This window comes from Candidatus Terasakiella magnetica (assembly GCF_900093605.1).
Taxonomy (GTDB): domain Bacteria; phylum Pseudomonadota; class Alphaproteobacteria; order Rhodospirillales; family Terasakiellaceae; genus Terasakiella; species Terasakiella magnetica.
In genome coordinates this window covers 58634-78875 of record NZ_FLYE01000004.1, presented here as the reverse complement: position 1 = coordinate 78875, position 20242 = coordinate 58634, and the positions used below count along the sequence as shown (strand labels likewise).

Annotated in this window: 27 protein-coding genes; 12 read left to right on the top strand and 15 right to left on the bottom strand. The window is 46.7% G+C overall.

Translation table 11 applies throughout. The annotated features are described in order from the left end of the window. Positions 1-6: 6 nt before the first annotated feature. Both argC and MTBPR1_RS05055 read right to left on the bottom strand, forming a co-directional pair. A complete protein-coding gene (gene argC / locus MTBPR1_RS05060; protein ID WP_205631209.1) occupies positions 7-1050 on the bottom strand; it encodes an N-acetyl-gamma-glutamyl-phosphate reductase in 1044 nt (347 codons plus the stop codon). A 189-nt stretch (positions 1051-1239) separates the two neighbouring features. Beyond that, positions 1240-1824, bottom strand: coding sequence for a rhodanese-like domain-containing protein (locus MTBPR1_RS05055; RefSeq protein ID WP_069186480.1), 585 nt, complete (start codon positions 1822-1824; stop codon positions 1240-1242). Positions 1825-2041: 217 nt separating this feature from the next. Here MTBPR1_RS05055 and MTBPR1_RS05050 point away from each other — a divergent pair, with 217 nt between their 5' ends. The 3 genes from MTBPR1_RS05050 (at position 2042) to MTBPR1_RS05040 (ending at position 4604) form a co-directional block, all read left to right on the top strand. Continuing rightward, positions 2042-3397: a methyl-accepting chemotaxis protein gene (locus tag MTBPR1_RS05050; RefSeq protein WP_069186479.1), complete on the top strand. Its 1356-nt coding sequence runs from the start codon at positions 2042-2044 to the stop codon at positions 3395-3397. 134 nt (positions 3398-3531) lie between these two features. Then, positions 3532-3711 carry a hypothetical protein gene (locus MTBPR1_RS05045; RefSeq protein ID WP_069186478.1) on the top strand — a complete coding sequence of 60 codons (180 nt, stop codon included), beginning with the start codon at positions 3532-3534 and terminating at the stop codon, positions 3709-3711. A gap of 191 nt (positions 3712-3902) precedes the next feature. Beyond that, a complete protein-coding gene (locus tag MTBPR1_RS05040; RefSeq protein ID WP_165602615.1) occupies positions 3903-4604 on the top strand; it encodes a substrate-binding periplasmic protein in 702 nt (233 codons plus the stop codon). On the opposite strand, the gene MTBPR1_RS05035 is transcribed toward MTBPR1_RS05040, so the two are convergent. After that, entirely contained in the window at positions 4605-5090 is a 486-nt protein-coding gene (locus MTBPR1_RS05035; protein WP_069186476.1) for a GNAT family N-acetyltransferase, read from the bottom strand. Positions 5091-5144: 54 nt separating this feature from the next. Next, complete coding sequence (locus tag MTBPR1_RS05030; protein ID WP_069186475.1) at positions 5145-5477, bottom strand: hypothetical protein; 333 nt, start codon at positions 5475-5477, stop codon at positions 5145-5147. Positions 5478-5520: 43 nt separating this feature from the next. On the opposite strand from MTBPR1_RS05030, the gene MTBPR1_RS05025 reads away from it, so the two are divergent. Beyond that, positions 5521-5805 carry a hypothetical protein gene (locus MTBPR1_RS05025; protein WP_069186474.1) on the top strand — a complete coding sequence of 95 codons (285 nt, stop codon included), beginning with the start codon at positions 5521-5523 and terminating at the stop codon, positions 5803-5805. Positions 5806-5826: 21 nt separating this feature from the next. Next, positions 5827-6009, top strand: coding sequence for a DUF3012 domain-containing protein (locus MTBPR1_RS05020; RefSeq protein WP_240492861.1), 183 nt, complete (start codon positions 5827-5829; stop codon positions 6007-6009). Positions 6010-6103: 94 nt separating this feature from the next. Here MTBPR1_RS05020 and rpsI read toward each other — a convergent pair whose 3' ends face one another. The 3 genes from rpsI to MTBPR1_RS05005 form a co-directional block, all read right to left on the bottom strand. Beyond that, the gene (rpsI, locus tag MTBPR1_RS05015; protein WP_069186473.1) at positions 6104-6598 is read right to left on the bottom strand and encodes a 30S ribosomal protein S9; all 495 of its coding nucleotides are present in this window, start codon (positions 6596-6598) and stop codon (positions 6104-6106) included. Between the two features lie 2 nt (positions 6599-6600). Then, a complete protein-coding gene (gene rplM / locus MTBPR1_RS05010; protein WP_069186472.1) occupies positions 6601-7065 on the bottom strand; it encodes a 50S ribosomal protein L13 in 465 nt (154 codons plus the stop codon). A 247-nt stretch (positions 7066-7312) separates the two neighbouring features. Then, positions 7313-8248, bottom strand: coding sequence for an AEC family transporter (locus tag MTBPR1_RS05005; protein WP_069186471.1), 936 nt, complete (start codon positions 8246-8248; stop codon positions 7313-7315). 107 nt (positions 8249-8355) lie between these two features. Between MTBPR1_RS05005 and upp the strand changes: the two genes are divergently transcribed. Continuing rightward, on the top strand, positions 8356-9009 hold the full coding sequence (upp, locus tag MTBPR1_RS05000) for a uracil phosphoribosyltransferase (RefSeq protein ID WP_069186470.1): 654 nt from the start codon (positions 8356-8358) through the stop codon (positions 9007-9009). 2 nt (positions 9010-9011) lie between these two features. Here the strand turns inward: upp and MTBPR1_RS04995 are convergent, their stop codons facing one another. From MTBPR1_RS04995 to MTBPR1_RS04985, 3 genes are all read right to left on the bottom strand, one after another. Further along, positions 9012-9212, bottom strand: coding sequence for a hypothetical protein (locus tag MTBPR1_RS04995; protein WP_069186469.1), 201 nt, complete (start codon positions 9210-9212; stop codon positions 9012-9014). 89 nt (positions 9213-9301) lie between these two features. Beyond that, positions 9302-9673 (bottom strand): DUF3127 domain-containing protein, encoded by a 372-nt coding sequence (locus MTBPR1_RS04990; protein ID WP_069186468.1) that lies wholly within the window; start codon positions 9671-9673, stop codon positions 9302-9304. A gap of 139 nt (positions 9674-9812) precedes the next feature. Further along, positions 9813-10232 (bottom strand): PaaI family thioesterase, encoded by a 420-nt coding sequence (locus MTBPR1_RS04985; RefSeq protein WP_069186467.1) that lies wholly within the window; start codon positions 10230-10232, stop codon positions 9813-9815. Positions 10233-10355: 123 nt separating this feature from the next. Here MTBPR1_RS04985 and MTBPR1_RS04980 point away from each other — a divergent pair, with 123 nt between their 5' ends. Genes MTBPR1_RS04980 through MTBPR1_RS04970 form a run of 3 tightly spaced genes read left to right on the top strand, consistent with a single transcriptional unit; the run spans position 10356 to position 12940 of the window. Next, positions 10356-11159 carry an enoyl-CoA hydratase gene (locus tag MTBPR1_RS04980; RefSeq protein ID WP_069186466.1) on the top strand — a complete coding sequence of 268 codons (804 nt, stop codon included), beginning with the start codon at positions 10356-10358 and terminating at the stop codon, positions 11157-11159. Between the two features lie 12 nt (positions 11160-11171). Next, a complete protein-coding gene (locus tag MTBPR1_RS18075) occupies positions 11172-11660 on the top strand; it encodes a CoA-binding protein (protein WP_069186465.1) in 489 nt (162 codons plus the stop codon). After that, entirely contained in the window at positions 11657-12940 is a 1284-nt protein-coding gene (locus MTBPR1_RS04970) for an O-acetylhomoserine aminocarboxypropyltransferase (protein ID WP_069186464.1), read from the top strand. Before MTBPR1_RS18075 ends, MTBPR1_RS04970 begins: the two co-directional genes overlap by 4 nt. Positions 12941-12942: 2 nt before the next feature. Here MTBPR1_RS04970 and MTBPR1_RS04965 read toward each other — a convergent pair whose 3' ends face one another. Further along, positions 12943-13230: a GIY-YIG nuclease family protein gene (locus MTBPR1_RS04965; RefSeq protein ID WP_069186463.1), complete on the bottom strand. Its 288-nt coding sequence runs from the start codon at positions 13228-13230 to the stop codon at positions 12943-12945. After that, positions 13227-14015 carry an alpha/beta hydrolase gene (locus MTBPR1_RS04960; RefSeq protein ID WP_069186462.1) on the bottom strand — a complete coding sequence of 263 codons (789 nt, stop codon included), beginning with the start codon at positions 14013-14015 and terminating at the stop codon, positions 13227-13229. Before MTBPR1_RS04960 ends, MTBPR1_RS04965 begins: the two co-directional genes overlap by 4 nt. Before the next feature lie 267 nt (positions 14016-14282). Between MTBPR1_RS04960 and tkt the strand changes: the two genes are divergently transcribed. The 3 genes from tkt to rpe all read left to right on the top strand — a co-directional run bounded on the left by tkt (position 14283) and on the right by rpe (position 18102). Further along, positions 14283-16253, top strand: a complete 1971-nt coding sequence (gene tkt / locus MTBPR1_RS04955) for a transketolase (RefSeq protein ID WP_069186461.1) — start codon at positions 14283-14285, stop codon at positions 16251-16253. Positions 16254-16328: 75 nt separating this feature from the next. Further along, entirely contained in the window at positions 16329-17393 is a 1065-nt protein-coding gene (gene fba / locus MTBPR1_RS04950) for a class II fructose-bisphosphate aldolase (protein ID WP_069186460.1), read from the top strand. 64 nt (positions 17394-17457) lie between these two features. Then, the gene (rpe, locus tag MTBPR1_RS04945) at positions 17458-18102 is read left to right on the top strand and encodes a ribulose-phosphate 3-epimerase (protein WP_069186459.1); all 645 of its coding nucleotides are present in this window, start codon (positions 17458-17460) and stop codon (positions 18100-18102) included. Between the two features lie 58 nt (positions 18103-18160). Here rpe and ppnP read toward each other — a convergent pair whose 3' ends face one another. Genes ppnP through MTBPR1_RS04930 form a run of 3 tightly spaced genes read right to left on the bottom strand, consistent with a single transcriptional unit; the run spans position 18161 to position 20179 of the window. Next, on the bottom strand, positions 18161-18442 hold the full coding sequence (gene ppnP / locus MTBPR1_RS04940) for a pyrimidine/purine nucleoside phosphorylase (RefSeq protein ID WP_069186458.1): 282 nt from the start codon (positions 18440-18442) through the stop codon (positions 18161-18163). 37 nt (positions 18443-18479) lie between these two features. Continuing rightward, a complete protein-coding gene (locus MTBPR1_RS04935) occupies positions 18480-19244 on the bottom strand; it encodes a TIGR02186 family protein (RefSeq protein WP_083222899.1) in 765 nt (254 codons plus the stop codon). Between the two features lie 2 nt (positions 19245-19246). After that, entirely contained in the window at positions 19247-20179 is a 933-nt protein-coding gene (locus tag MTBPR1_RS04930; RefSeq protein ID WP_069186457.1) for a sulfite exporter TauE/SafE family protein, read from the bottom strand. Between the last annotated feature and the right edge of the window lie 63 nt (positions 20180-20242).

Genomic DNA, 20242 nt, shown 5'->3' with positions numbered 1-20242 from the left:
ATTTTTTTAAGGGAACATCGGTTGTTGGGTGAGGCCTGATATCTCATCAAAGCCGAACATGATGTTCATATTCTGCACGGCTTGGCCCGAGGCCCCTTTAACCACATTATCTTCTACACAAACAATGATGGCACGACCGGGGGCGCGATCAGCAAACACACCGATAAGGCAATAGTTGGACCCGCGCACATGGCGTGTGGCTGGGCTGTTGCCTTCTTCAACAACACGCACGAAGGGATCATTTGCATAAGATTGATCCAACGTGCTGCGCAGATCATCAACGCTTGCACCCTTTTCAAGGCTGACATAGATGGTGGAAAGAATACCACGGTTCATGGGCATTAAATGCGGTGTAAAGCTCACGATAACGTCTTTACCCGCAGCTTCGCTCAAACCCTGTTCAATTTCAGGGCCATGACGGTGGGTGCCCACACCATAGGCATTAATCGCATCAGAAACTTCACAAAACAGTGTGCCTTCTTTTGGCGCACGTCCGGCCCCAGTGGTGCCAGATTTTGAATCAATGATGATACCATCTGTGCTGATTTTACCTTCTTTTAAAAGCGGGATCAGCGGCAGTTGGGCTGAGGTTGGATAACATCCCGGGTTTGCGACAAGGCGTGCCTTGGCAATCTCGTCACGTTTCAGCTCGCTCAAGCCATAGACAGCTTCTTTTTGAAGCTCGGGTGCGCGGTGTTCATCACCATACCATTTTGCATATTCTTCAATGTCTTTCAGGCGGAAGTCTGCAGACAAATCGACAATGCGGACATTTTGCGGCAGTGAAGCGATGAATTGCTGTGTCGTGCCATGGGGCAGGCAGCAAAAACATACATCAATGTGAGACCAATCGACTTCATCCATCTTGATAAGGTCTGGCAGTTCAAGCCCGCCCAGATGCGGGAAAACATCAGCCATGCGCATCCCGGCTTTACGGTCAGCCGTCATGGCGGCAATATCCACATGGGGATGGTTGATCAAAAGGCGCACCAGTTCTGCACCTGTATATCCGCTGGCACCAACAATGGCTGCTTTGATTTTGTTCATTATCTTTTCTCGATTTCAAAATAAAAAAGGACCCGAACGGGTCCTCATTTCAAGAGTCCATACACCCGTTCAGTACATTAAATCACTGTTTGTGTGTATCGTCGCATGGCTCTTTCTTTCATAAAAGGATCGGTCTTGCTGCCATATTTATCATTTTTGGTCAGGAAATCCAGCCTTTTTATGAGTTTAGGCCTAATCAAAGACCGTATAAAGCTTGTTGCTATCTAATGTGTATGTCCAAGGCAGGCCTGAATTGCGCCAGCCATTTTTTGCGCGCACACCCATGGAGTTGCCTTCTTTTAATTTGCCGCCTTCAAACCCATCTACAATGGTGTATGAGTTTTTGTAGCCCAACTCAAAAAACATGCTGGCAGCAGGGGCACTGCGGGTGGAGCCAGATCGGCACATAAACAGCAAGGTGGTTGATTTATTTGCACCATATTCAGCGAGTTTCTCTTCAACTTCTTCCATGAAAGTTTCATTCAAAGGGAATTCAAAAGATTTTCCGGTGACCCGTGTGCGGTCCACAATGCGAAAAGGAACGTGGATGTCGGTATCATTGGTCCAGCCGGTAAACATAATTTCAACCGGGTCACGCACATCAATGAGTAAGGCTTTTTGGTCTTTTTGTAAAATGTCATAGGCCTCAAGAGCTGTGACATAAAGGCCGGATTTAGTCAGGGCAGTTTCTTTTTTGGGAACATCAGCGGCGTTAAGATTAAGCGCTATCAAAAAAAGCGAAGCAAATAGAGTGATTGAAAAATGAACGGCTTTCATTGGGGCCTCTTTATCTGAAGTAACATTAGAGAGTTTTTATGTTTTTGATTTCTAATATTTGTAACATATTTTCTTTGGCTTTGGGGCGATAATCTCGTCTTAAAAAAAATGCGGGAATGTGGTGTTACTTTTGCATTTAGGATTGTACTTCTTGATTGAGAAGCATTATCCTCGACCACTTCAAATGTATTAACCAAGCCCTTATTCAGGTATCCCAATGAGTGAAGAATTAATCAAACAAGGTTGGCTTCCCCCAGAGCGCGTGCAAGAAATCGTTGCTTTATTGGATGTAATTGGCCAAGGCGCCTTTATTGATGTGCCCAAGGGTGATGATCAAATCGGCCAAGCCGTTCGTAAACTTGCCGTAGATATTGGACGTTTATCATCAAGCCAGATGAAGCGCACTGTGGCGATATCTATGGAGCTGAATGAGGCGGTTATTGCAGCGGCAAACTTAAGCCGGGCAACGTCTGTGACGGATAAAAACGCCCAAGGCATGGCCTCTGCAACGGAAGAAATGTCTGTCTCTGTTGATACGATTGCGGCTCAGGCGACAGAAACATCAAAGCTTGCCAATGATGTTAAAAAGCTTGCTCGCCAGGGTGAGGAACATGCCTCCTCTGCTGATGATGCCATGACGGATATTGAAACCTCCATGCGTGGTGTTGCTGAACGAAGTGATTCTTTAAGCGAGTCATCGCGTGACATTGGGCAGGTTGTTGATCTGATTTCTGAAATTGCCTTTCAGACAAACCTTTTGGCACTCAATGCGGCAACTGAGGCTGCACGTGCAGGCGAGGCTGGTAAAGGTTTTGGTGTTGTTGCAACAGAAATACGTAACTTGGCTGAACGTACGCGTGAAGCAACGAAAGATATTCAACGCAATATCACAAACTTTCGAAATGAAATTGGGTCCATCATTGAAGCCTTGGATAGCAGTGATAAGACGGTTAAAAACGGGCATGACATCATCAGCATGTCAAAGGGCTCTATGCAGGAAATTGTTAAATCCATTATGGATTTAACCCAAAGAAGCGCTGATATTTCAGAAACGGTCGGCCAGCAAAAACAAGCCGCGCGTGAAATTGCCAAAGGCATTACTGAAGTTGCCGGAATGACCAAGCAAATTCAGGATGCGACATATACGGTGCTGGATTCCATGGATGGGGCAGAAAAGCATCTGGCGACCCAGATTAATGATATTGCAGAATTAAAACTGCCTAAAAAAGCACTTCATCTGGCGAAATCGGATCATATTATCTGGAAAAAACGCCTTGCCGCCATGGTTGTCGGGCGTGAAAGCCTTAACCCAGATGAGTTGGCAGATCATACCTGTTGTCGTTTAGGGAAATGGTATTATGCCTGTGATGATAAGCGGGTTAAGTCACTTAAAGCCTTTAAAGATATCGAGGACCCACATATTTTAGTGCATAAACACGGTATTGAAGCTGCGCGTAAATATAAAAGAGGCGATGTGGAAGGGGCTTTGGCTGAAATTTCACAGGTGCAACGTGCCTCTGTTCATGTGATCCACCACTTAAATGAACTAACGCGCCCAGCAAAAAAAAGCTAGGGCGTGAATTGACATAAAACTTTCATTTTTCTTTAGGTGAATGATAACTTTTGGGCGCTATGGTCTTGCTCATTAGAAAGTTTAGCAAAAGAGTTTCACAATGAAGATGATCGCGTGAAACAAGTGAGAGAAAAATGAGTTCAGAACAAAAATTCTTAGTGAAATACGGTATCCATAATTTCGTTTCATACACAGAAAATCGTGGAAAATTTACTTTTTTCATCTGCCAAAATGAGCGTGAAGGCATGATCAGTCATGCAAAAATGCTGATCCAAGGCGGGTATGGCGAAGCGACTGATATTCGCCTTACCTAAAGTCGAAGTTCATAATCTGTTTGAAAAGCACTCACCTTTGTAAGGAGAGTGCTTTTGTATTTTGGTATTCATAATTTACGCGTGCAATCTATGATAATTGGCATATAATGAAGCTAGTTTAGAGTATATGTAATCTGTGGTGGAAAACTTTGCGTTCTCTTATTGTATCAATTTGCATGTTATTTTTAAGCATGAATACGCTACAAGCGCGCGATATCTCAATCGCGATGGGTAGTATTGAACCATATTTTATTTCTAAACAAGATTCCGGTATTTTCACTGATTTAATCCGGGCAACTTTTCGCAAAATCCCCGAGTTACAACCGTCTTTCAGATTTGGTTTGACCAATAAGGTTCGCTGGAATCTTTACGAGGTGGGTAAAGTTGATGCGGTTGCCAATATCTTTGATTCTGTTGATGCAGATGGGTGTCGAACAGACGAGCTTTTCCGTTTTAGTGATGTTGCGATTACACGCAAATCCTCAAATTTAAAATTGAATGAACTGGTAGACCTTTCCGGACAAACAATCATTTCTTTTGAAGGCGCACGGGGTTTTTTTGGTGAAAAATATTCAAAGCATCTAAGTGATGAAAAGTATTTTGAAACCAAGGTGCAGGCATCGCAAGCACGTATGCTGATCACAAAACGGGTTGATGTGAGTGTTGGGGACCTGTTTATTTTCCTGAATGCTCTTCAAGACCCGGCAAATGTGGGGGCTTCTCCGGCTGATTTTGATTACCACATGCTCTTTCCTCAAATCTCCACACGTATGGCCTTTAAAGATGCAAGCTTGTGCGCTCCTTTTAACAAGGCGTTGAAGGAAATACGCGATAATGGTGAATATGAAGAAATTTATGATATGTACCTGAAACGTTATAACTTCACACAATAATCATAAAAATTTTGTCATGATATGTTCATCAAAGAATGTGGTCTCTTGTAAATAGCTTTCTTTTCTGGTCGCTTCAATGTCATAGCCGTGCTTCTTAAAGAAGCTAAGTGCTTGTTGATGAATACTGACAACATCTACTGATATTGAATGACAGTTTTGATCTTGCGCCCAGCTTTCAGCTTGTTCAAGTAAGCGTGATCCAATGCCTTGTTGATGCATGTCCGGGCTTACAACAATGCCAAAACCTGCCTTGTGGCTCCATTCTGGTTCTCGTTGGCGACCAATCCAGATATTGCCTTTTATTTCTGTGCTGTCTCTTGCGACAAAGATGGCGAGGAATTCGCCCTGATTATCTAAATAATAATCCATCCATTGTATTTCGCCTTGTTTTCTACTCTTGGGCACAAAGGGAAAAGTCTCCCCATAAAAATAGTGAAGTTTGATGAGCTCATCACGATCAGAATTTGTTGCCTGTTCAATACGCATTTGATGGTCCTTTCATATGCTAGCTACTAATGGCTATGAAAGGGTTTGAGGTTTTTATTCAAGGGTAGAAATGAGATGTGTGGTGGCAGCGATCTGTTCTTTTAGCTGCTCATCTGTTTCAGGAGGAGTGAGGCATAGATAATAGCTGTTCTCTTCACTTGGATAGAGCTGGATTTGGCACAAAATAGCATCACCTATGTGGATGGTGATTTCAGTTGCTTGTTCATCAGATGTGATTTGTGCATGTTTGGGCAATAGGGTGGTGAGGCTGTGACAGGCTGTTTCATAATCAGAAATTGTGCTCAGGCGAGATGAAATCACTTCATACAGTTTTTCCATCAGGGCGTTTCTGGTTTTGATTTTTGGGTCTATTTTCATAGCTGTCATTATGTAATACTCATTTGTATAGATTGTTGGAAAGGTCCCTGAAATGAAAAAAATGAATCGTCGCCTATTCGTGAAATCCCTATTTGGCGCTGCTGCGTTATCTGTTGTGTCTACACATGTTATGGCAGATGGTCATGGCAAAGGTAAGGGCAAGGGTAAAGAAATGCGCAAAATGAGCGAGGAAGCTGAACGCGAAGCGCGCAAGGATCGCGAAGAAGAAGAGCGCGAATATCAAAAAGAAGAAAGAGAAGCCCGCAAAGAGCAAAGAGAAAAAGAGCGTGAAGCGCGAAAAGAAATGAAGAAAATGAATAAGGGTAAAGGGAAATAATAATTCCTTTTAAGCAGCTATATGATGAAAAAACTTGAAAAATACCTATTCCTTGGCCTTTTTTTAGCTTCTAGCATGGTCTTTCTTTCAGCTTGTTCACCGGAAGTCGGTTCTAAAGATTGGTGTCAGATGCTTAAAGAAAAGCCAAAAGGCGACTGGACAGCAAATGAGGCTACTGAATATGCCAAGAGCTGTCTGTTTTAAGTAAAGAGAAAGAGCAAAGACAAAAAAAGCCGCCTCCCAAAAGAAGCGGCTTCTTTGTATCCGTATGTTCGGACAAGCAGTAATCGTATAAAGATTAACGCTTGGAGAACTGGAAAGAACGACGAGCTTTTGCTTTACCGTATTTCTTACGTTCAACAACGCGAGAGTCACGAGTAAGGAAGCCAGCAGCTTTAAGCGCAGGGCGCAAAGTTGGCTCGAAGTTGTTCAAGGCACGAGAGAGGCCGTGGCGAACCGCACCGGCTTGACCAGAAAGGCCGCCACCAGTAACTGTTGCAACAACGTCAAACTGACCTTCACGTTCTGTTACTTCAAAGACCTGGTTCAGGATCATTTGAAGAACTGGACGTGCGAAGTATTCAGCAACATCGCGACCGTTTACAGAGATTTTACCAGAACCTGGCTTAACCCATACACGTGCGATGGCGTTTTTACGACGGCCTGTACCGTATGCACGGCCTTGAGCGTCGATTTTAGGCTCAACAGGAGCAGCAGCTTCAGCTGCCGGAGCTTCAGAACCAGTCGCAGTCACTTCTGCGAGGTCTTCCAAAGTCTTCTTTTCTTCAGCCATGATTATGCGCTCCGTTTGTTTTTATCATTCATGGAAGCAACGTCGAGTACTTCCGGCTTTTGTGCTTCATGCGGGTGTTCAGTACCAGCATAAACGTGCAGCTTTCTCATTTGCTCGCGACCTAATGGGCTGCGTGTGATCATGCGCTGAACAGCTTTTTCGATCACGCGTTCTGGGTGGTCACCATCCAGAATTTGTTCTGCTGTACGTTGCTTGATACCGCCCGGGTGGCCAGTGTGCCAGTAGTAAATTTTGTCAGAGCGTTTTTTGCCTGTCAGTTTTACTTTATCAGCATTGATGATAACGATGTTGTCACCAGTGTCGATGTTTGGCGTGTAAGTCGGCTTGTGCTTGCCGCGCAGATATTGCGAGACGATTGCCGCCAAACGACCCAGAACAACCTCTTCAGCGTCGATCACGAACCATTTGCGTTCAATTTCGCTCGGCTTTGCAGTGTAAGTTTTCATGTCAGTCCACTTGCATACGGATTAAATACGGTTTTCAAAAAGGCAATAGAATCACCCTTTCAAAAGGAAGCCGCATTATGTTTATTTCTGAGTGTAAGTCAACACCTAAAAAACGTTTAAAATCAGCATATTAAAAATGCGGTATTATAATACCTTTTCTGTATCCCGCAGAAAATAAAGTGCTTTGGGCGGGCGTTGAAAATTAATAAAAACAAGGTGTTAGCTAACTTTAGTTCGGCTCAGAGTGTCAAGGCGAGGGGAAGATCAGCAAGAAGGCACTGAGCGTAATCAGTGATAAAGCTGTACTTAATAAGATGGCATTGCCTGCGATTCGATCCCCCACACCATAACGCGTGGCAAAAACAAACGGGTTGGCGCCTGTGGGCATGGCCGCACCCAAGGTGGCAATCATGGTCCATAAAGGGGAGGTTCCCACTATATAGGTGCAGATCAGCCAGACCCCCGCGGGCATGAGGATAAGCTTTGCAAAGGTAACCAAAAGAACTGGGGCCTTGGTTTCTTCAAGACGTAAGGAATAGCGCGCCATGCCACCACCTACGGCAAATAGGGCACAAGGCGCAGCTGCTTTGCTTAAAAGCTCAGTGATGCGATCAATCACTTGGGGGAGCTCGCTGCCGGTTTCAGAAAAGATCCAGCCAGAAACCAGTGCAATGACCAAAGGGTTGCTCAGCACGGTTTTGATTGCGCCTGTGAAGATGGCGAGAATACTGGCATTGGGGTTGCGCCCAGTCTCAATCATAATGCAGGGCAGGGTAAAAAGTACCATGGCATTAAAGGTGATGAGGGTCATCAAGGGCACAAGCGCTTCTGGGGGATAGGCGGTTTGCACAATGGGTAGGGCGATTAGGGCAAGGTTTGAAAAACACGCACTGATCCCCACCACAACGCTGCGCTCATGACCGATCTTGCGCATGAGGAAATAACAGCCAAACAGGATGAAAACACCCATACCGAAAAAAGCGGCTAGGATGGAAAGCTCAAGTTTTTGCGTCATCACCCCACTGGCGGAGGTGCGAAATAAAAGGGCCGGGACGGCGAGATAGAAGATAAAACGGGTGAGATCATCCACACCGCTTTGGCTAAAAAGGCCGCGTTTAACCATAAGGTAGCCCAAGGCGATCAGGGCAAAAACCGGTAAAATGATTGTACCTATATCTGACATGTCTTTTGATAGCCTTTTTTACCGGGTCTGGGCATCAATAAATGTATTTAAAGACAAAAGAATGATATGACTGCAATAGGTATTTGACCAATTAGGCGGGGTTTATCATGTTCAAACATCCTGATTTTCGTAATCTTTATGTGGTTGACCACCCGCTTATCCAGCATAAGTTAAGTCATATGCGAAATAAGGAAACCTCGACCAAGAGCTTTCGTGCGCTGTTAAATGAAATCTCTTTACTGATGGGGTATGAAATTACCCATGATCTGCCTTTAACCTCTAAAGAGATTGAAACGCCGATTACCACCATTGTAGATGCCCCTGTTTTAGAAGGGCGCAAAATTGCAGTTGTGCCGATTTTGCGCGCAGGCCAAGGCATGAGCGATGGCTTGTTGGAATTGATGCCTTCTGCCCGTGTGGGCCATGTGGGGCTTTATCGGGATGAAGAAACCAAGAAGCCTGTGGAATATTTGGTAAAATTGCCAGAGGTCGAGGGGCGCACCTTTATTGTGTGTGACCCTATGTTGGCAACGGGGCATTCGGCGGCCTATGCCTGTGATGTGCTGAATAAAGCAGGGGTGAAGGATGAAGATATCCGTATGCTCGTGCTGGTTGGCGCACCAGAGGGCATGAAGCTCTTTGGAGAAACTCATCCTGATGTGAAGGTCTATGTGGCCTCCCTTGATTCTCACCTAAATGAGAAAGCCTATATCGTGCCGGGTCTGGGCGATGCGGGGGACCGTTTATTCGGTACTAAATAGTTTTAAGCCAGAATGTCGATTTTATGGGCAGAGGTCGCTTGTGTGGCGGCGACTTTTGCTTGTTCAGTGGCTTGACCACTCATCATTTCGGCTACTTGCGTGTTGGTTTCCACAGCCATTTTGACTTGTGCAGCCGAGGCCGTTTGTTGCTGTAGATTTTGCATCATACCAACGCCATAGGCACCTATTCCGGGAATACTCATGAGCTTAACCTTTCAAAATGGAAGGGTGAGTATAGCAAACTTATTCTTCAATGTCGAAGCCTTAAGAAAAGAGCGCGCGGTGCAGGCCCTTAGAACGGGATTTCATCATCTAGAGGGGATGAATTATAAGATTGGTCTGTGCTAAAATCTACAGGACCAGAGTTAGAGGCAGGGGCTGACTGGTAATTATCCTGTTGCTCGCCTCTTTTTACCTGCCATGCTTTGATATCTGTATACCAACGTCCATTATATTCACGGCTTTCAATATCAATTGAGACCGCAACCTGATCGCCTTGCTTAAGGGCAAAATCATCAATTTTATCGCCCCAGACCATGAAACAAATCTTCTTAGGATATTGGCCTTCAGTTTCAAGAATATACTCTTGCTTGCGCCATGTACCTTTAGCAGACTGCCCTGATTTTTCTGGGAGTAATTCGACGATTTTACCGTTTAGTTCCATTGTTTAAGAATCCTTTTTTTAAGGGCAAGCAAGTTAATCCGAAACCATTGATGGTTTGGGACAATAATCTATAGCCATTCAGGATGCTAGAGCATTGCTAAATTAATTTTCTCGATTTTCACGTTTATGAGACAAGCTCTTAGGATCGCGGTGGGATGGAATAAGTCCCTGTGGCATGGGCGACAGGTTCATCATGACCATCGCTATGTAAGGTCACTTCCATGACGGCAAGGCGTTTGCCGAGTTTTAAGATGCGTCCCTCTGCCATTAAATCACCAGGTGCCGGGCGATGCATAAAGTTGATGTTAAAACTGGTCGTAACCGCGAGCTTGACCTTACCAATGGCAGATAGGATCACCGCATACATGCAGGCATCGGCGAGTGCCATCATGGTGGGGCCAGAAACGGTGCCGCCCGGGCGCAACATATTGTCATTAAAAGGCAGGCGCAAAATGGCTTCACCATCGCCCACTTTGTCGGTTTTCATGCCGATCTCTTGGGCCCATGGCAATTCGGTTTCAATAATATGATCGAAATCTTCTTGTGTAATTTTTGCCATACCTGTCAGACCTTTTATTTTGTATAATGTGATAAAGAGCGTATATGACGTTTACGTAAACGTCAATTTCATATATTGTGAGTGCTAATTTATAGAACAACATTATTCAGGGAGTAAACTAACATGAGCGCAGTGGCTGAAACACAAAACGAACAACTTATCACCCGCACGGATAAAGATGGTGTGGCGACCGTGATGCTAAACCGCCCGAAAAAATTCAATGCTTTGTCTATGGCCGTTTTGGACGCCTTGTTGGAAGAATTTACCCGCATTGGCGATGATAAATCCGTTCGTTGTGTGGTGATGGCTGGTGAAGGCAAGGCATTTTGCGCCGGTCACGACCTCAAAGAAATGCGCGCTGATACCAGTCGTTTGGCTATGCAGGCTCTGTTTGGGAAATGCTCCCAAGTGATGCAGAAAATCACCTCTATCCCACAGCCCGTTATTGCGCGCATCCACGGTATTGCCACAGCAGCAGGTTGCCAATTGGTTGCCACCTGTGATCTCGCCGTTGCAGTTGAAGAAGCACGTTTTGCCACATCGGGCATTAATGTGGGCTTGTTCTGTTCCACGCCAATGGTCGCGCTTACGCGTAATATGCCGGCAAAGCAAGCGTTTGAAATGCTGGTGACAGGTGATTTCATTGATGCGCAAACTGCATTGCAATATGGCTTGATCAACAAGGTTGTCACAGCGGATAAGCTGGATGAAACCGTGATGGAAATGGCTTTGAAAATTGCCTCAAAACCTGCGGTCTCCATCGCCTTTGGCAAGCAGTTGTTTTATAAACAGATCGAAGCTGCCAAGCAGGTCGCTTATGATATGGCAGGCGATACCATGACCTGTAATATGTTGACTGAAGATGCCCAAGCGGGCGTGGATGCCTTTATTGCCAAACAGCCTATGCCAGAATGGAAAGGCAAATAAGGGATAATCTTTATGAGTGAACTGATCTATGGCGATGACTGGCTGAAATCGATCTTAAAAGAGGTGCGTGTCATTGCCATGGTCGGGGCCTCTGCCAAATGGAATAGACCGAGCAACTTTGTTATGAAGTATCTTCAGGGCAAAGGGTTTCGCATCGTGCCTGTGAACCCCGGTCTTGCGGGCCAAGAAATCCTGGGTGAGACGGTCTATGGTTCTTTGAGCGATATTCCTTTTGACTATCACATGGTGGATATCTTCAGAAATTCTGAAGCCGCAGCCGTGATTACGCATGAAGCCATGGCTTTAAAAGATGAAAAAAACATCAAAGTCATCTGGATGCAGCTTTCTGTGCGCCATGATGAGGCAGCCGCCAAGGCCAAGAGTGCAGGCTTAAAAGTGGTGATGGATCGTTGCCCCAAGATTGAATATGGCCGCCTGTTTGGTGAGCTCAGTTGGTCGGGCATTAATTCGGGTATTATATCTTCAAAGAGGCTGAAATGAGCGACAAACCCAAAGAGTACGGCCTTGAAACCCGAACTATCCATGCCGGAAGTCGCCCCGATGCGACCACAGGGGCGCGCAATACACCCATTTATCAAACCACGTCTTATGTGTTTGATGATGTAGATCATGCTGCCGACCTATTTAACCTGCAAACATTTGGTTTTATCTATTCGCGCCTGACAAACCCGACGGTTTCTGTACTTGAAGAACGCATTGCAAATTTAGAAGGCGGGCGTGCAGGGGTATGTTGTGCCTCGGGTCATTCCGCACAGTTTCTGGCGTTCTTTTCCCTGTTGGAACCAGGCGATCGTTTTCTTGCCTCAAAAAACTTATATGGCGGGTCCATCACCCAGTTTGGGGTGAGCTTTAAACGCTTGGGCTGGGAAGTTGATTTTGTCGATGCCACAGACCTTGAAGCGGTGAAAGCCGCCATCAAGCCAGAACATAAAGCGCTTTTTATTGAGCCCTTGGCAAACCCGGGCGGCATTATTTTAGATACGCAGGCGCTGGCTGATCTCGCCCATGAAAATAATATGGTCATGGTGGTGGATAACACCATGGCAACGCCGATCCTGTTTCGCCCGTTTGAACATGGTGCAGACATCATCACCCATTCCACCACCAAGTTTTTAGGCGGTCATGGGACTTCGATGGGCGGGGCGATTGTGGAATCCGGTAAGATCGATTGGGCCAAACTGGGCAAGTACCCTTCCATGGTGGAGGCCGATCCGGCCTATCATGGGCTGAGCTTTGCTGAAACCTTTGGTGATTTTGGCTATTGCATGAAAACCCGCTGCGTGGGTTTGCGCGATTTTGGCCCCGCCATGAGCCCAACCAATGCTTTCAACACCATCACGGGTATGGAAACCTTGCATTTGCGCATGGAACGTCATGTGGAAAATGCCCATAAGGTAGCCGCCTTTTTACAAGGCCACCCTGCTGTGAGTTGGGTGTCATATGCTGGATTGAAAGACAGTCCTTATTATGATCTGGCACAAAAATATATGCCCAAGGGGCCGGGCTCTGTCTTTACCTTTGGAGTGAAAGGCGGCTTTGAGGCAGGTGTAAAAGTGGTGGAAACGGTCAATCTGATTTCCCATCTCGCCAATATCGGTGATACCCGCAGCCTGATCATCCATCCCGCCAGCACCACACATCGCCAACTGAGCGAAGAACAGCAAATTGCTTGTGGGGCCGGACCAGATGTCTTGCGCCTCTCCATTGGTCTAGAAACTGCCGATGATATTATCCGCGATCTGGATGAGGCTTTAACCTGACGTTATGCGGGCGCAGGCCAGCATCCAGTAGTCTTTAGTCGCGCCTTAAAGTCACGGTCTTTCTTAATGGCAGCTTCTCTTGATTGGGCCGCACTTCGGTCAGTAAAGCCGCATTCGGCGTATATAAGCTCCCACGGACCGCGTGCGCGGGTGTATTTTGCCCCGCCTGCACGTTTGCCATTATGTTCTTCTAAGCGACGCGTCGGTGAGGTGTCATAGGTGACACCTGTATAGGCTTCCCCACGTTTATTAAGCAAGACATAGACAAACCAACGTTTTTCTTTAGTCATGTAGAGCGCAGCATCCAAGAGCGAATACGTTCAGCCACCATTTTCCAGCGTTTATCAAGCATAACCGCATGGGGCGCACCGGGGATAATTTCTAGATCGGCCTCATGGAACTCAGCGGTTTCTTTTAAGGCGGAAACCGGGATCATCACATCGGCGTCACCACCGATAACAGCAATGGCGGTGCCTTCTTTTGCACGGCGACGCGGCACATCAAGATAGGCCACTTCGTTAATGGCGCGCAGGGATTCAGGCTGGAACAAGCCATGGGCCTCTGCCAGTGAGGCAGGATGGGTGTCATCAGAAACGAGCAAGCGTTTGAGCATTTCAAAGCTCATGGCATCGGGGCCAAACATCATGACTTGGTTTAAGGACCAATAAAGATCAAGCGAACCACTCATAATATGCATGATGGAACTTAAAGCCCCGCTTGGCGGCAGGGAGTTAAGCAAAATAGCGCCGGCACAATCATGGTCTTCAATATATTTCTGCACCACCATGCCCCCAAGGGAATGACCGACCAGAACTGGGGGCTCACCAATATGATCAACAGCGTCAATCACATCTTGTACAAAATCGCTTAAGCCACATAAATGTAGGGTCCAGTCGTTTTGCGGGCCATGACCGCTTAAATTCACCGCATAGCAATCATGACCATGATCTGCAAAAAACGGCATGAAGCGATGGCGCCAGATGGGGGCCGCACAGAAGGAACCATGAATAAACAGGATAGGGGCTTTTTTCCCGTTTTTCTTGGTGGCTTTTAATTCGATGATTTCAGGGGGCATTTTGTTTTTTTTCCAATAGTTTATCCCTTCAGCATAGAATCCATGGCTTAGCAAAAGGTAAAGAATGAAAAAATACCCTTAAAACATATGTTAGAGAGGGGTGGTTCACGCTCAAAGGAGCGAAGAATGGGGAAAAAGATGTGTGATTATATATGCTCATGAAGAGCTTTGCCCTGAGCCCGTTTTCGAACTTGCGTAAAAAAAGACTCTCAGGTAGTGTGCGCGCACTGTTTTAAGGGGCTTTTTATCAAAAGGATCGCAAGTACGATGACCTCTCACATGGATATGGCGAACGCCATTCGTTTTCTCTCCGCTGATGCCGTTCAGAAAGCCAAATCCGGCCATCCGGGTATGCCCATGGGCATGGCAGATGTCGCGACTGTTCTGTTCACCAAATATATGAATTTTGACCCGAAGCAGCCTAAATGGGCTGATCGTGACCGTTTCGTACTGTCTGCGGGCCATGGTTCCATGTTGATGTATTCCTATCTGTATCTCACAGGTTATGAGGATATGACCATTGAGGAAGTCAGCAACTTCCGCCAGCTTGGTGCAAAAACGGCTGGTCACCCTGAATATGGTCATGCCACGGGTATTGAAACAACAACTGGCCCACTCGGCCAAGGCATTACCACGGCTGTGGGTATGGCGATGGCTGAAAAGCTGCAAAATGCACGCTACGGTCAAGATGTTGTCAATCACTATACATACGTCATTGCCGGTGATGGTTGCCTTATGGAAGGCATCTCACATGAGGCGATTTCAACAGCAGGCCACCTTGGTTTGAACAAGCTGATCGTTTTCTGGGACGATAACGAAATCACCATTGATGGTAAGCTTGATGTTGCGGCTTCTGATAATCAGCTTAAGCGTTTTGAAGCTTCTGGCTGGCACACACAAGCCATTGACGGTCATGACCCTGATGCCATTGCGCTTGCGATTGATCACGCAAAAGAAAGCAACCAGCCGTCTTTGATTGCGTGTAAAACCAAAATCGGTAAAGGCGCACCAACTCTTGAAGGCTCTCATAAAACACATGGTGCCCCACTTGGTGATGAAGAAATTGCAACCATGCGCGAACAGCTTGGTTGGGATGCAGCACCGTTTGAAATTCCTGAAAAGACTTTGACTAAATGGCGCGAAGCCGGCGCTCGTGGCGCTGAAATGCGCGAAGCATGGCAGGAACGCTTTAACGAGCTGGACCTTGATGCACAAGAAACCTTCGTGCGCACCAATGATGGTGGCTTGCCGGAAAACTGGTTGGCAACAGCCAATGACTATAAAAAACAGCTCTGTGAAGATGCGCCGAAAAAGGCAACACGTCAGTCTTCACAAATGGCCCTAAATGCACTTTGCGCCGCTATTCCTGAAATGGTGGGTGGTTCTGCTGATTTGACGGGCTCTAACCTGACGAAGGCTGAGAGCCAAAAGTCGGTTACACCTGATGACTTCACAGGCAACTACATGCATTACGGCATTCGTGAATTTGGTATGGCAGCCTTTATGAATGGTATGGCCCTTCATGGCGGTTTCGTGCCTTACGGCGGGACGTTCTTGGTGTTTGCTGATTACATGCGCGCTGCCATGCGTTTGTCTGCCTTGATGGAACAACGTGTTGTCTATGTACTGACACATGATTCCATTGGTTTGGGTGAAGATGGCCCGACCCACCAACCTGTTGAAACAGTTGCTTCTTTGCGCGCTATGCCAAACACAAATGTGTTTCGCCCAGCTGATGCGGTTGAAACGCTGGAATGTTGGATGATTGCCTTGCAGTCTGAAAAGACACCGTCTGTTATGGCGCTTTCACGTCAAGGCCTGCCAGCGGTACGCACAGAATATTCTGAAGAAAACCTCTGTGCAAAAGGGGCTTATGTTCTTCGTGAAGCTGATGGCCCGCGCAAAGCAACCTTGATTGCAACGGGTTCTGAAATTGAAATTGCCATGGCAGCACGCGATGCGTTGCAGGGCGACGGTGTACCAACTGCGGTTGTCTCAATGCCGTGTTGGGAACTGTTTGAACAACAGTCTGATGATTATAAGCAAGATACATTGGGCAATGGTGTACGTGTGGCAATTGAAGCCGGCCTGCAAATGGGCTGGGATCGCTATATCGGGTCCAACGGTGCCTTTATCGGCATGACGGGCTTTGGTGCATCTGCTCCGGCTGGTGAGCTTTATAAGCATTTTGGCATTACATCTGAGGCCGTGATCAAAGCGGTTAAAGAACGCGTTTAAAAAAATACCAAGAGGCGGCCTTTTATAGGGTCGCCTCTTTTACTTCTATAAAAGTAACAAACTGGAGGAATTCCTATGGCACTCGTTTCAATGCGTCAGCTTCTTGATCATGCTGCAGAAAACGACTATGGCCTTCCGGCATTTAATATCAACAATATGGAACAGATGTTGGCGATTATGTCAGCAGCGTCCAAAACAGACTCGCCTGTGATTATGCAGGCCAGCCGCGGTGCGCGTAAATACGCCAACGACATTGTGCTGAAACACCTTATTCAGGCTGCTGTTGAGATGTATCCTGATGTGCCTGTCTGTATGCATCTTGATCATGGTAATGAGCTGCGCACCTGTATGTCCGCCATGGCAAACGGTTTTTCATCTGTCATGATGGATGGCTCGCTTGAAGCTGATGGCAAAACGCCAGCCTCTTATGAGTATAACGTTGAGGTCACATCTGATGTGACCAAAGCGGCCCACCTCATCGGTGTTTCTGTTGAAGGTGAACTAGGTTGTCTTGGCTCACTTGAAACAGGTGAAGGCGAAAAAGAAGATGGTCATGGTTTTGAAGGGAAGCTTGAAAAAGAGGCCCTTTTAACTGATCCGGACCAAGCCGCTGACTTTGTTGCAAAAACAAAGGTTGATGCGCTGGCAATCGCCATGGGGACCTCACATGGGGCTTATAAATTCACCCGTAAACCTGACGGCGATATTCTTGCCATGGACGTTGTGAAAGCTATTCATGAAAAATTGCCAAACACCCATTTGGTCATGCATGGTTCAAGTTCTGTTCCACAAGAACTACAAGATATCATCAATGCCCATGGTGGCGAGATGAAGCAGACTTATGGTGTGCCGCTTGAAGAAATTGTTGTGGGCATTAAAAACGGTGTGCGCAAAGTAAATATTGATACGGATAACCGTATGGCGATCACGGGTGCGATCCGCAAAGCCTTGCAAGAAGACCCAGGCGCCTTTGATCCACGCCATTATTTAAAGCCTGCGATTTCGGCAATGGAAAAAGAATGTGTTCAGCGCTACGAAATGTTTAACTGCGCTGGTCAGGGTTCTAAAATCAAGGCCATTAGCCTGAATGATATGGCAAGCCGTTATGAAGATGGCTCACTTGATCCGGTTCTGGGTTAAGCCATAATTTAATGAAGTTGCCCTCACGAAAGTGGGGGCCTCTTTTTTTTGACGTAGGTGTAATATGCTTAAAATCGCCCCTTCCATTTTGTCCGCCGATTTCGCTAAACTGGGTGAAGAGATCACTGCTGTTGATAAAGCTGGTGCAGACTGGATCCATATTGATGTAATGGACGGTCACTTTGTGCCCAACCTGACCTTTGGTCCCTGCGTGATCAAGGCGATCCGGTCTTACACAGATAAGCCCTTTGATGTGCATTTGATGATTGATCCAGCACAAGCTTATTTGGAAGAATATGCAAAGGCAGGCGCGGATATTATTACAGTCCACGCAGAAGCCGATAAGCATCTGCATCGTTCTGTCCAGTGTATTAAGGATTTGGGTAAAAAAGCCGGTGTTTCCCTAAACCCAGCAACACCTGTAAATACGGTTAAATATGTGCTGGATGAAATCGACATGATCTTGGTGATGTCGGTTAATCCGGGCTTTGGCGGGCAGAAGTTCATCACGTCTCAGCTTGAAAAAATCAAGCGTCTGAAAGACATGATTGGCGATCGTGATATCGATATTCAGGTTGATGGTGGCGTGAACCCGGCAACGATTAAATCCGTTGTCGATGCAGGTGCCAATGTGGTTGTGGCAGGTTCAGCTGTTTTTGGCGGGAATTACGCTGAAAATATCAAGGCTATTCACGCAGCCTCTAAATAAGCCTTAAAATGAATAGAATAAGGCCATGGTGCAGATGAAGCGCCATGGCCTTATTTTTTTAAGCATAAGTGCAAAGATAAGCGGTCTCTTGTGCGACTTTTACTTGGAATTTTGTGTTAGCGGCGACTTCAAAGCTCTCGCCGGATTTGAAGGTCACAAAATCACTCGCACCGGGTAGTTTAACGGTTAAAGCGCCGCTCACAACTGTCATGGTTTCATGTTGGGAGGTGCCAAATTCATACTCACCCGGGGCCATTACACCCACAGTAGAAGGCAGTTTCTCACCCTTAAAGGCGATCGATTTTACATTGCCGTTAAAATATTCGTTTACGTCAAACACGGGGTGTTCTCCTGATAGCTAAAAAGAAAAGGGGATGTTATTTCTTGCGAAAGGCGACCGAGGCGACCCAGCCGGAAAAGAGCGCGATGATGACGGCGATGATACCGTAAGCAAAACTGTGGCGGTGCGCAAAATCATAAATCTCGGCCTCGGCCCCGATTTTAGAGACGATAAGCGGGGTGATCTGGCTGCTGACGACATTTTTGTCTTTGACCAGATAGACATAGACCAGATAGGTCCCTACAGGAATGTTGGCCGGGAAAACAAAGTCAGCGCGAAACAGGCGTTTGCCAAGGAACTTTACAGGCGTTGTTGTGTTGGCATAAAGGCCATTGCGTTTTTTTGCCCGCAATAAAGCTTTCCAGAAAATCTCTTTTTTCTCATCTGAAATATTCTTGCTTTCAGGGGCAAGATAGGTGTTGAGATATTCGGGGCCAAGCTCAAGGCGCTGGCGCTCAGAGGCTGGCACCATGTCTTCTAAATTACCCGATGAGGCAATGTTATAGAAAACAGGTGTGCTGCTAAAGGTGACTTCTTCGTTATTGGCCCATACGCCCATGATACGTTCTTTTTTGCGCACCACTTCGTTATGGGAAGGGCCGCGCACAATGACAACCACATCGCCTTCACCTTCGGTTGCCCCAAAGAGGAGGACTTTTGAGCCACTAAAGCCTGTGTCAATGGCAACCAAATGGTCATCAAGGGCGGCGACAATCTCGTTTGAGACATTGGGCGTTGCGCCGTGGAGCTGTAGCGAGGCAAATAGGGTAAAGCAAAAGATGGCAAGTGCGCGCAGTATCATGATTAATGACCTCCGCCCGCGCCGATATTAAAGAGGTCGTCAGGGGTGACCATCAAATCAAAGCCAAGTTTCACACACACACCGAGCACCATGAGGGCCAGCAGGACGCGAAGCTGTTCACCTTGCATACGCATGCCAACGCGTGCACCAAACTGGGCACCGATGACACCGCCGATTAACAACAATAAGGCCAGTACGATATCAACCGTCTGGTTGCTTGCGGCTTGTAAGATGGTGACGTTGGCGGTTACAAAAATAATCTGGAAAAGCGAGGTGCCAACCACAACGGAAGTAGGCATACCCAAAAGGTAAATCATGGCCGGAACCATAATAAAGCCACCGCCCACACCCATGATGGCGGCGAGGATACCAACCACAACACCAACGCTGATAGGAAGTAAGGCACTGATATAGAGTTTTGAGCGGCGAAAACGCATTTTAAAGGGCAGCTTGTGCTGCCAGCCGGAATGGTCTTTGCGTTTGTGTTGACCGCCTGAGCCGACAAAGCCTTTGCGTTTGCGCAAAATTGCCCGCGCACTCTCAATAAACATCAATCCGCCGATGATGGAGAGAAACACCACGTAAGACAGTTTAATCACAAGGTCGATCTGACCAAGCTCTTTTAAGGCTGAAAACAGCCAAACACCGCTGGTCGAACCAACCACACCACCGATAAGCAGCATGGAACCCATTTTGAAATCAACGTTTTTGCGCCGTGTATGGGCAATGACACCAGAGACGCTGGAGGCGACAATCTGGTTGGCCTCTGTCGCAACAGCAACGGTTGCGGGGACACCAATAAAGATGAGAAGGGGAGTCATTAAGAAACCGCCACCCACACCAAACATGCCGGATAAAAAGCCCACAGCCCCACCCATTCCAAGCAGGAGGAACATATTTACGGAAATCTCAGCTATCGGTAGATAGATATTCATTCGGTATGGCCCAAGTGTACTTACCCCTCAAAATCATGTGGGGTGGCAAAGCGCAATTGCAAT

What these genes read in the sequence shown, in the direction of transcription:
- MTBPR1_RS05055 (WP_069186480.1), bottom strand. Translation starts at nt 1,824, where the DNA reads ATGAAAGCCGTTCATTTTTCAATCACTCTATTTGCTTCGCTTTTTTTG.
- MTBPR1_RS05050 (WP_069186479.1), top strand. Translation starts at nt 2,042, where the DNA reads ATGAGTGAAGAATTAATCAAACAAGGTTGGCTTCCCCCAGAGCGCGTG.
- MTBPR1_RS05045 (WP_069186478.1), top strand. Translation starts at nt 3,532, where the DNA reads ATGAGTTCAGAACAAAAATTCTTAGTGAAATACGGTATCCATAATTTC.
- MTBPR1_RS05040 (WP_165602615.1), top strand. Translation starts at nt 3,903, where the DNA reads ATGAATACGCTACAAGCGCGCGATATCTCAATCGCGATGGGTAGTATT.
- MTBPR1_RS05035 (WP_069186476.1), bottom strand. Translation starts at nt 5,090, where the DNA reads ATGCGTATTGAACAGGCAACAAATTCTGATCGTGATGAGCTCATCAAA.
- MTBPR1_RS05030 (WP_069186475.1), bottom strand. Translation starts at nt 5,477, where the DNA reads ATGACAGCTATGAAAATAGACCCAAAAATCAAAACCAGAAACGCCCTG.
- MTBPR1_RS05025 (WP_069186474.1), top strand. Translation starts at nt 5,521, where the DNA reads ATGAAAAAAATGAATCGTCGCCTATTCGTGAAATCCCTATTTGGCGCT.
- MTBPR1_RS05020 (WP_240492861.1), top strand. Translation starts at nt 5,827, where the DNA reads ATGATGAAAAAACTTGAAAAATACCTATTCCTTGGCCTTTTTTTAGCT.
- rpsI (WP_069186473.1), bottom strand. Translation starts at nt 6,598, where the DNA reads ATGGCTGAAGAAAAGAAGACTTTGGAAGACCTCGCAGAAGTGACTGCG.
- rplM (WP_069186472.1), bottom strand. Translation starts at nt 7,065, where the DNA reads ATGAAAACTTACACTGCAAAGCCGAGCGAAATTGAACGCAAATGGTTC.
- MTBPR1_RS05005 (WP_069186471.1), bottom strand. Translation starts at nt 8,248, where the DNA reads ATGTCAGATATAGGTACAATCATTTTACCGGTTTTTGCCCTGATCGCC.
- upp (WP_069186470.1), top strand. Translation starts at nt 8,356, where the DNA reads ATGTTCAAACATCCTGATTTTCGTAATCTTTATGTGGTTGACCACCCG.
- MTBPR1_RS04995 (WP_069186469.1), bottom strand. Translation starts at nt 9,212, where the DNA reads ATGAGTATTCCCGGAATAGGTGCCTATGGCGTTGGTATGATGCAAAAT.
- MTBPR1_RS04990 (WP_069186468.1), bottom strand. Translation starts at nt 9,673, where the DNA reads ATGGAACTAAACGGTAAAATCGTCGAATTACTCCCAGAAAAATCAGGG.
- MTBPR1_RS04985 (WP_069186467.1), bottom strand. Translation starts at nt 10,232, where the DNA reads ATGGCAAAAATTACACAAGAAGATTTCGATCATATTATTGAAACCGAA.
- MTBPR1_RS04980 (WP_069186466.1), top strand. Translation starts at nt 10,356, where the DNA reads ATGAGCGCAGTGGCTGAAACACAAAACGAACAACTTATCACCCGCACG.
- MTBPR1_RS18075 (WP_069186465.1), top strand. Translation starts at nt 11,172, where the DNA reads ATGAGTGAACTGATCTATGGCGATGACTGGCTGAAATCGATCTTAAAA.
- MTBPR1_RS04970 (WP_069186464.1), top strand. Translation starts at nt 11,657, where the DNA reads ATGAGCGACAAACCCAAAGAGTACGGCCTTGAAACCCGAACTATCCAT.
- MTBPR1_RS04965 (WP_069186463.1), bottom strand. Translation starts at nt 13,230, where the DNA reads ATGACTAAAGAAAAACGTTGGTTTGTCTATGTCTTGCTTAATAAACGT.
- MTBPR1_RS04960 (WP_069186462.1), bottom strand. Translation starts at nt 14,015, where the DNA reads ATGCCCCCTGAAATCATCGAATTAAAAGCCACCAAGAAAAACGGGAAA.
- tkt (WP_069186461.1), top strand. Translation starts at nt 14,283, where the DNA reads ATGACCTCTCACATGGATATGGCGAACGCCATTCGTTTTCTCTCCGCT.
- fba (WP_069186460.1), top strand. Translation starts at nt 16,329, where the DNA reads ATGGCACTCGTTTCAATGCGTCAGCTTCTTGATCATGCTGCAGAAAAC.
- rpe (WP_069186459.1), top strand. Translation starts at nt 17,458, where the DNA reads ATGCTTAAAATCGCCCCTTCCATTTTGTCCGCCGATTTCGCTAAACTG.
- MTBPR1_RS04935 (WP_083222899.1), bottom strand. Translation starts at nt 19,244, where the DNA reads ATGATACTGCGCGCACTTGCCATCTTTTGCTTTACCCTATTTGCCTCG.
- MTBPR1_RS04930 (WP_069186457.1), bottom strand. Translation starts at nt 20,179, where the DNA reads ATGAATATCTATCTACCGATAGCTGAGATTTCCGTAAATATGTTCCTC.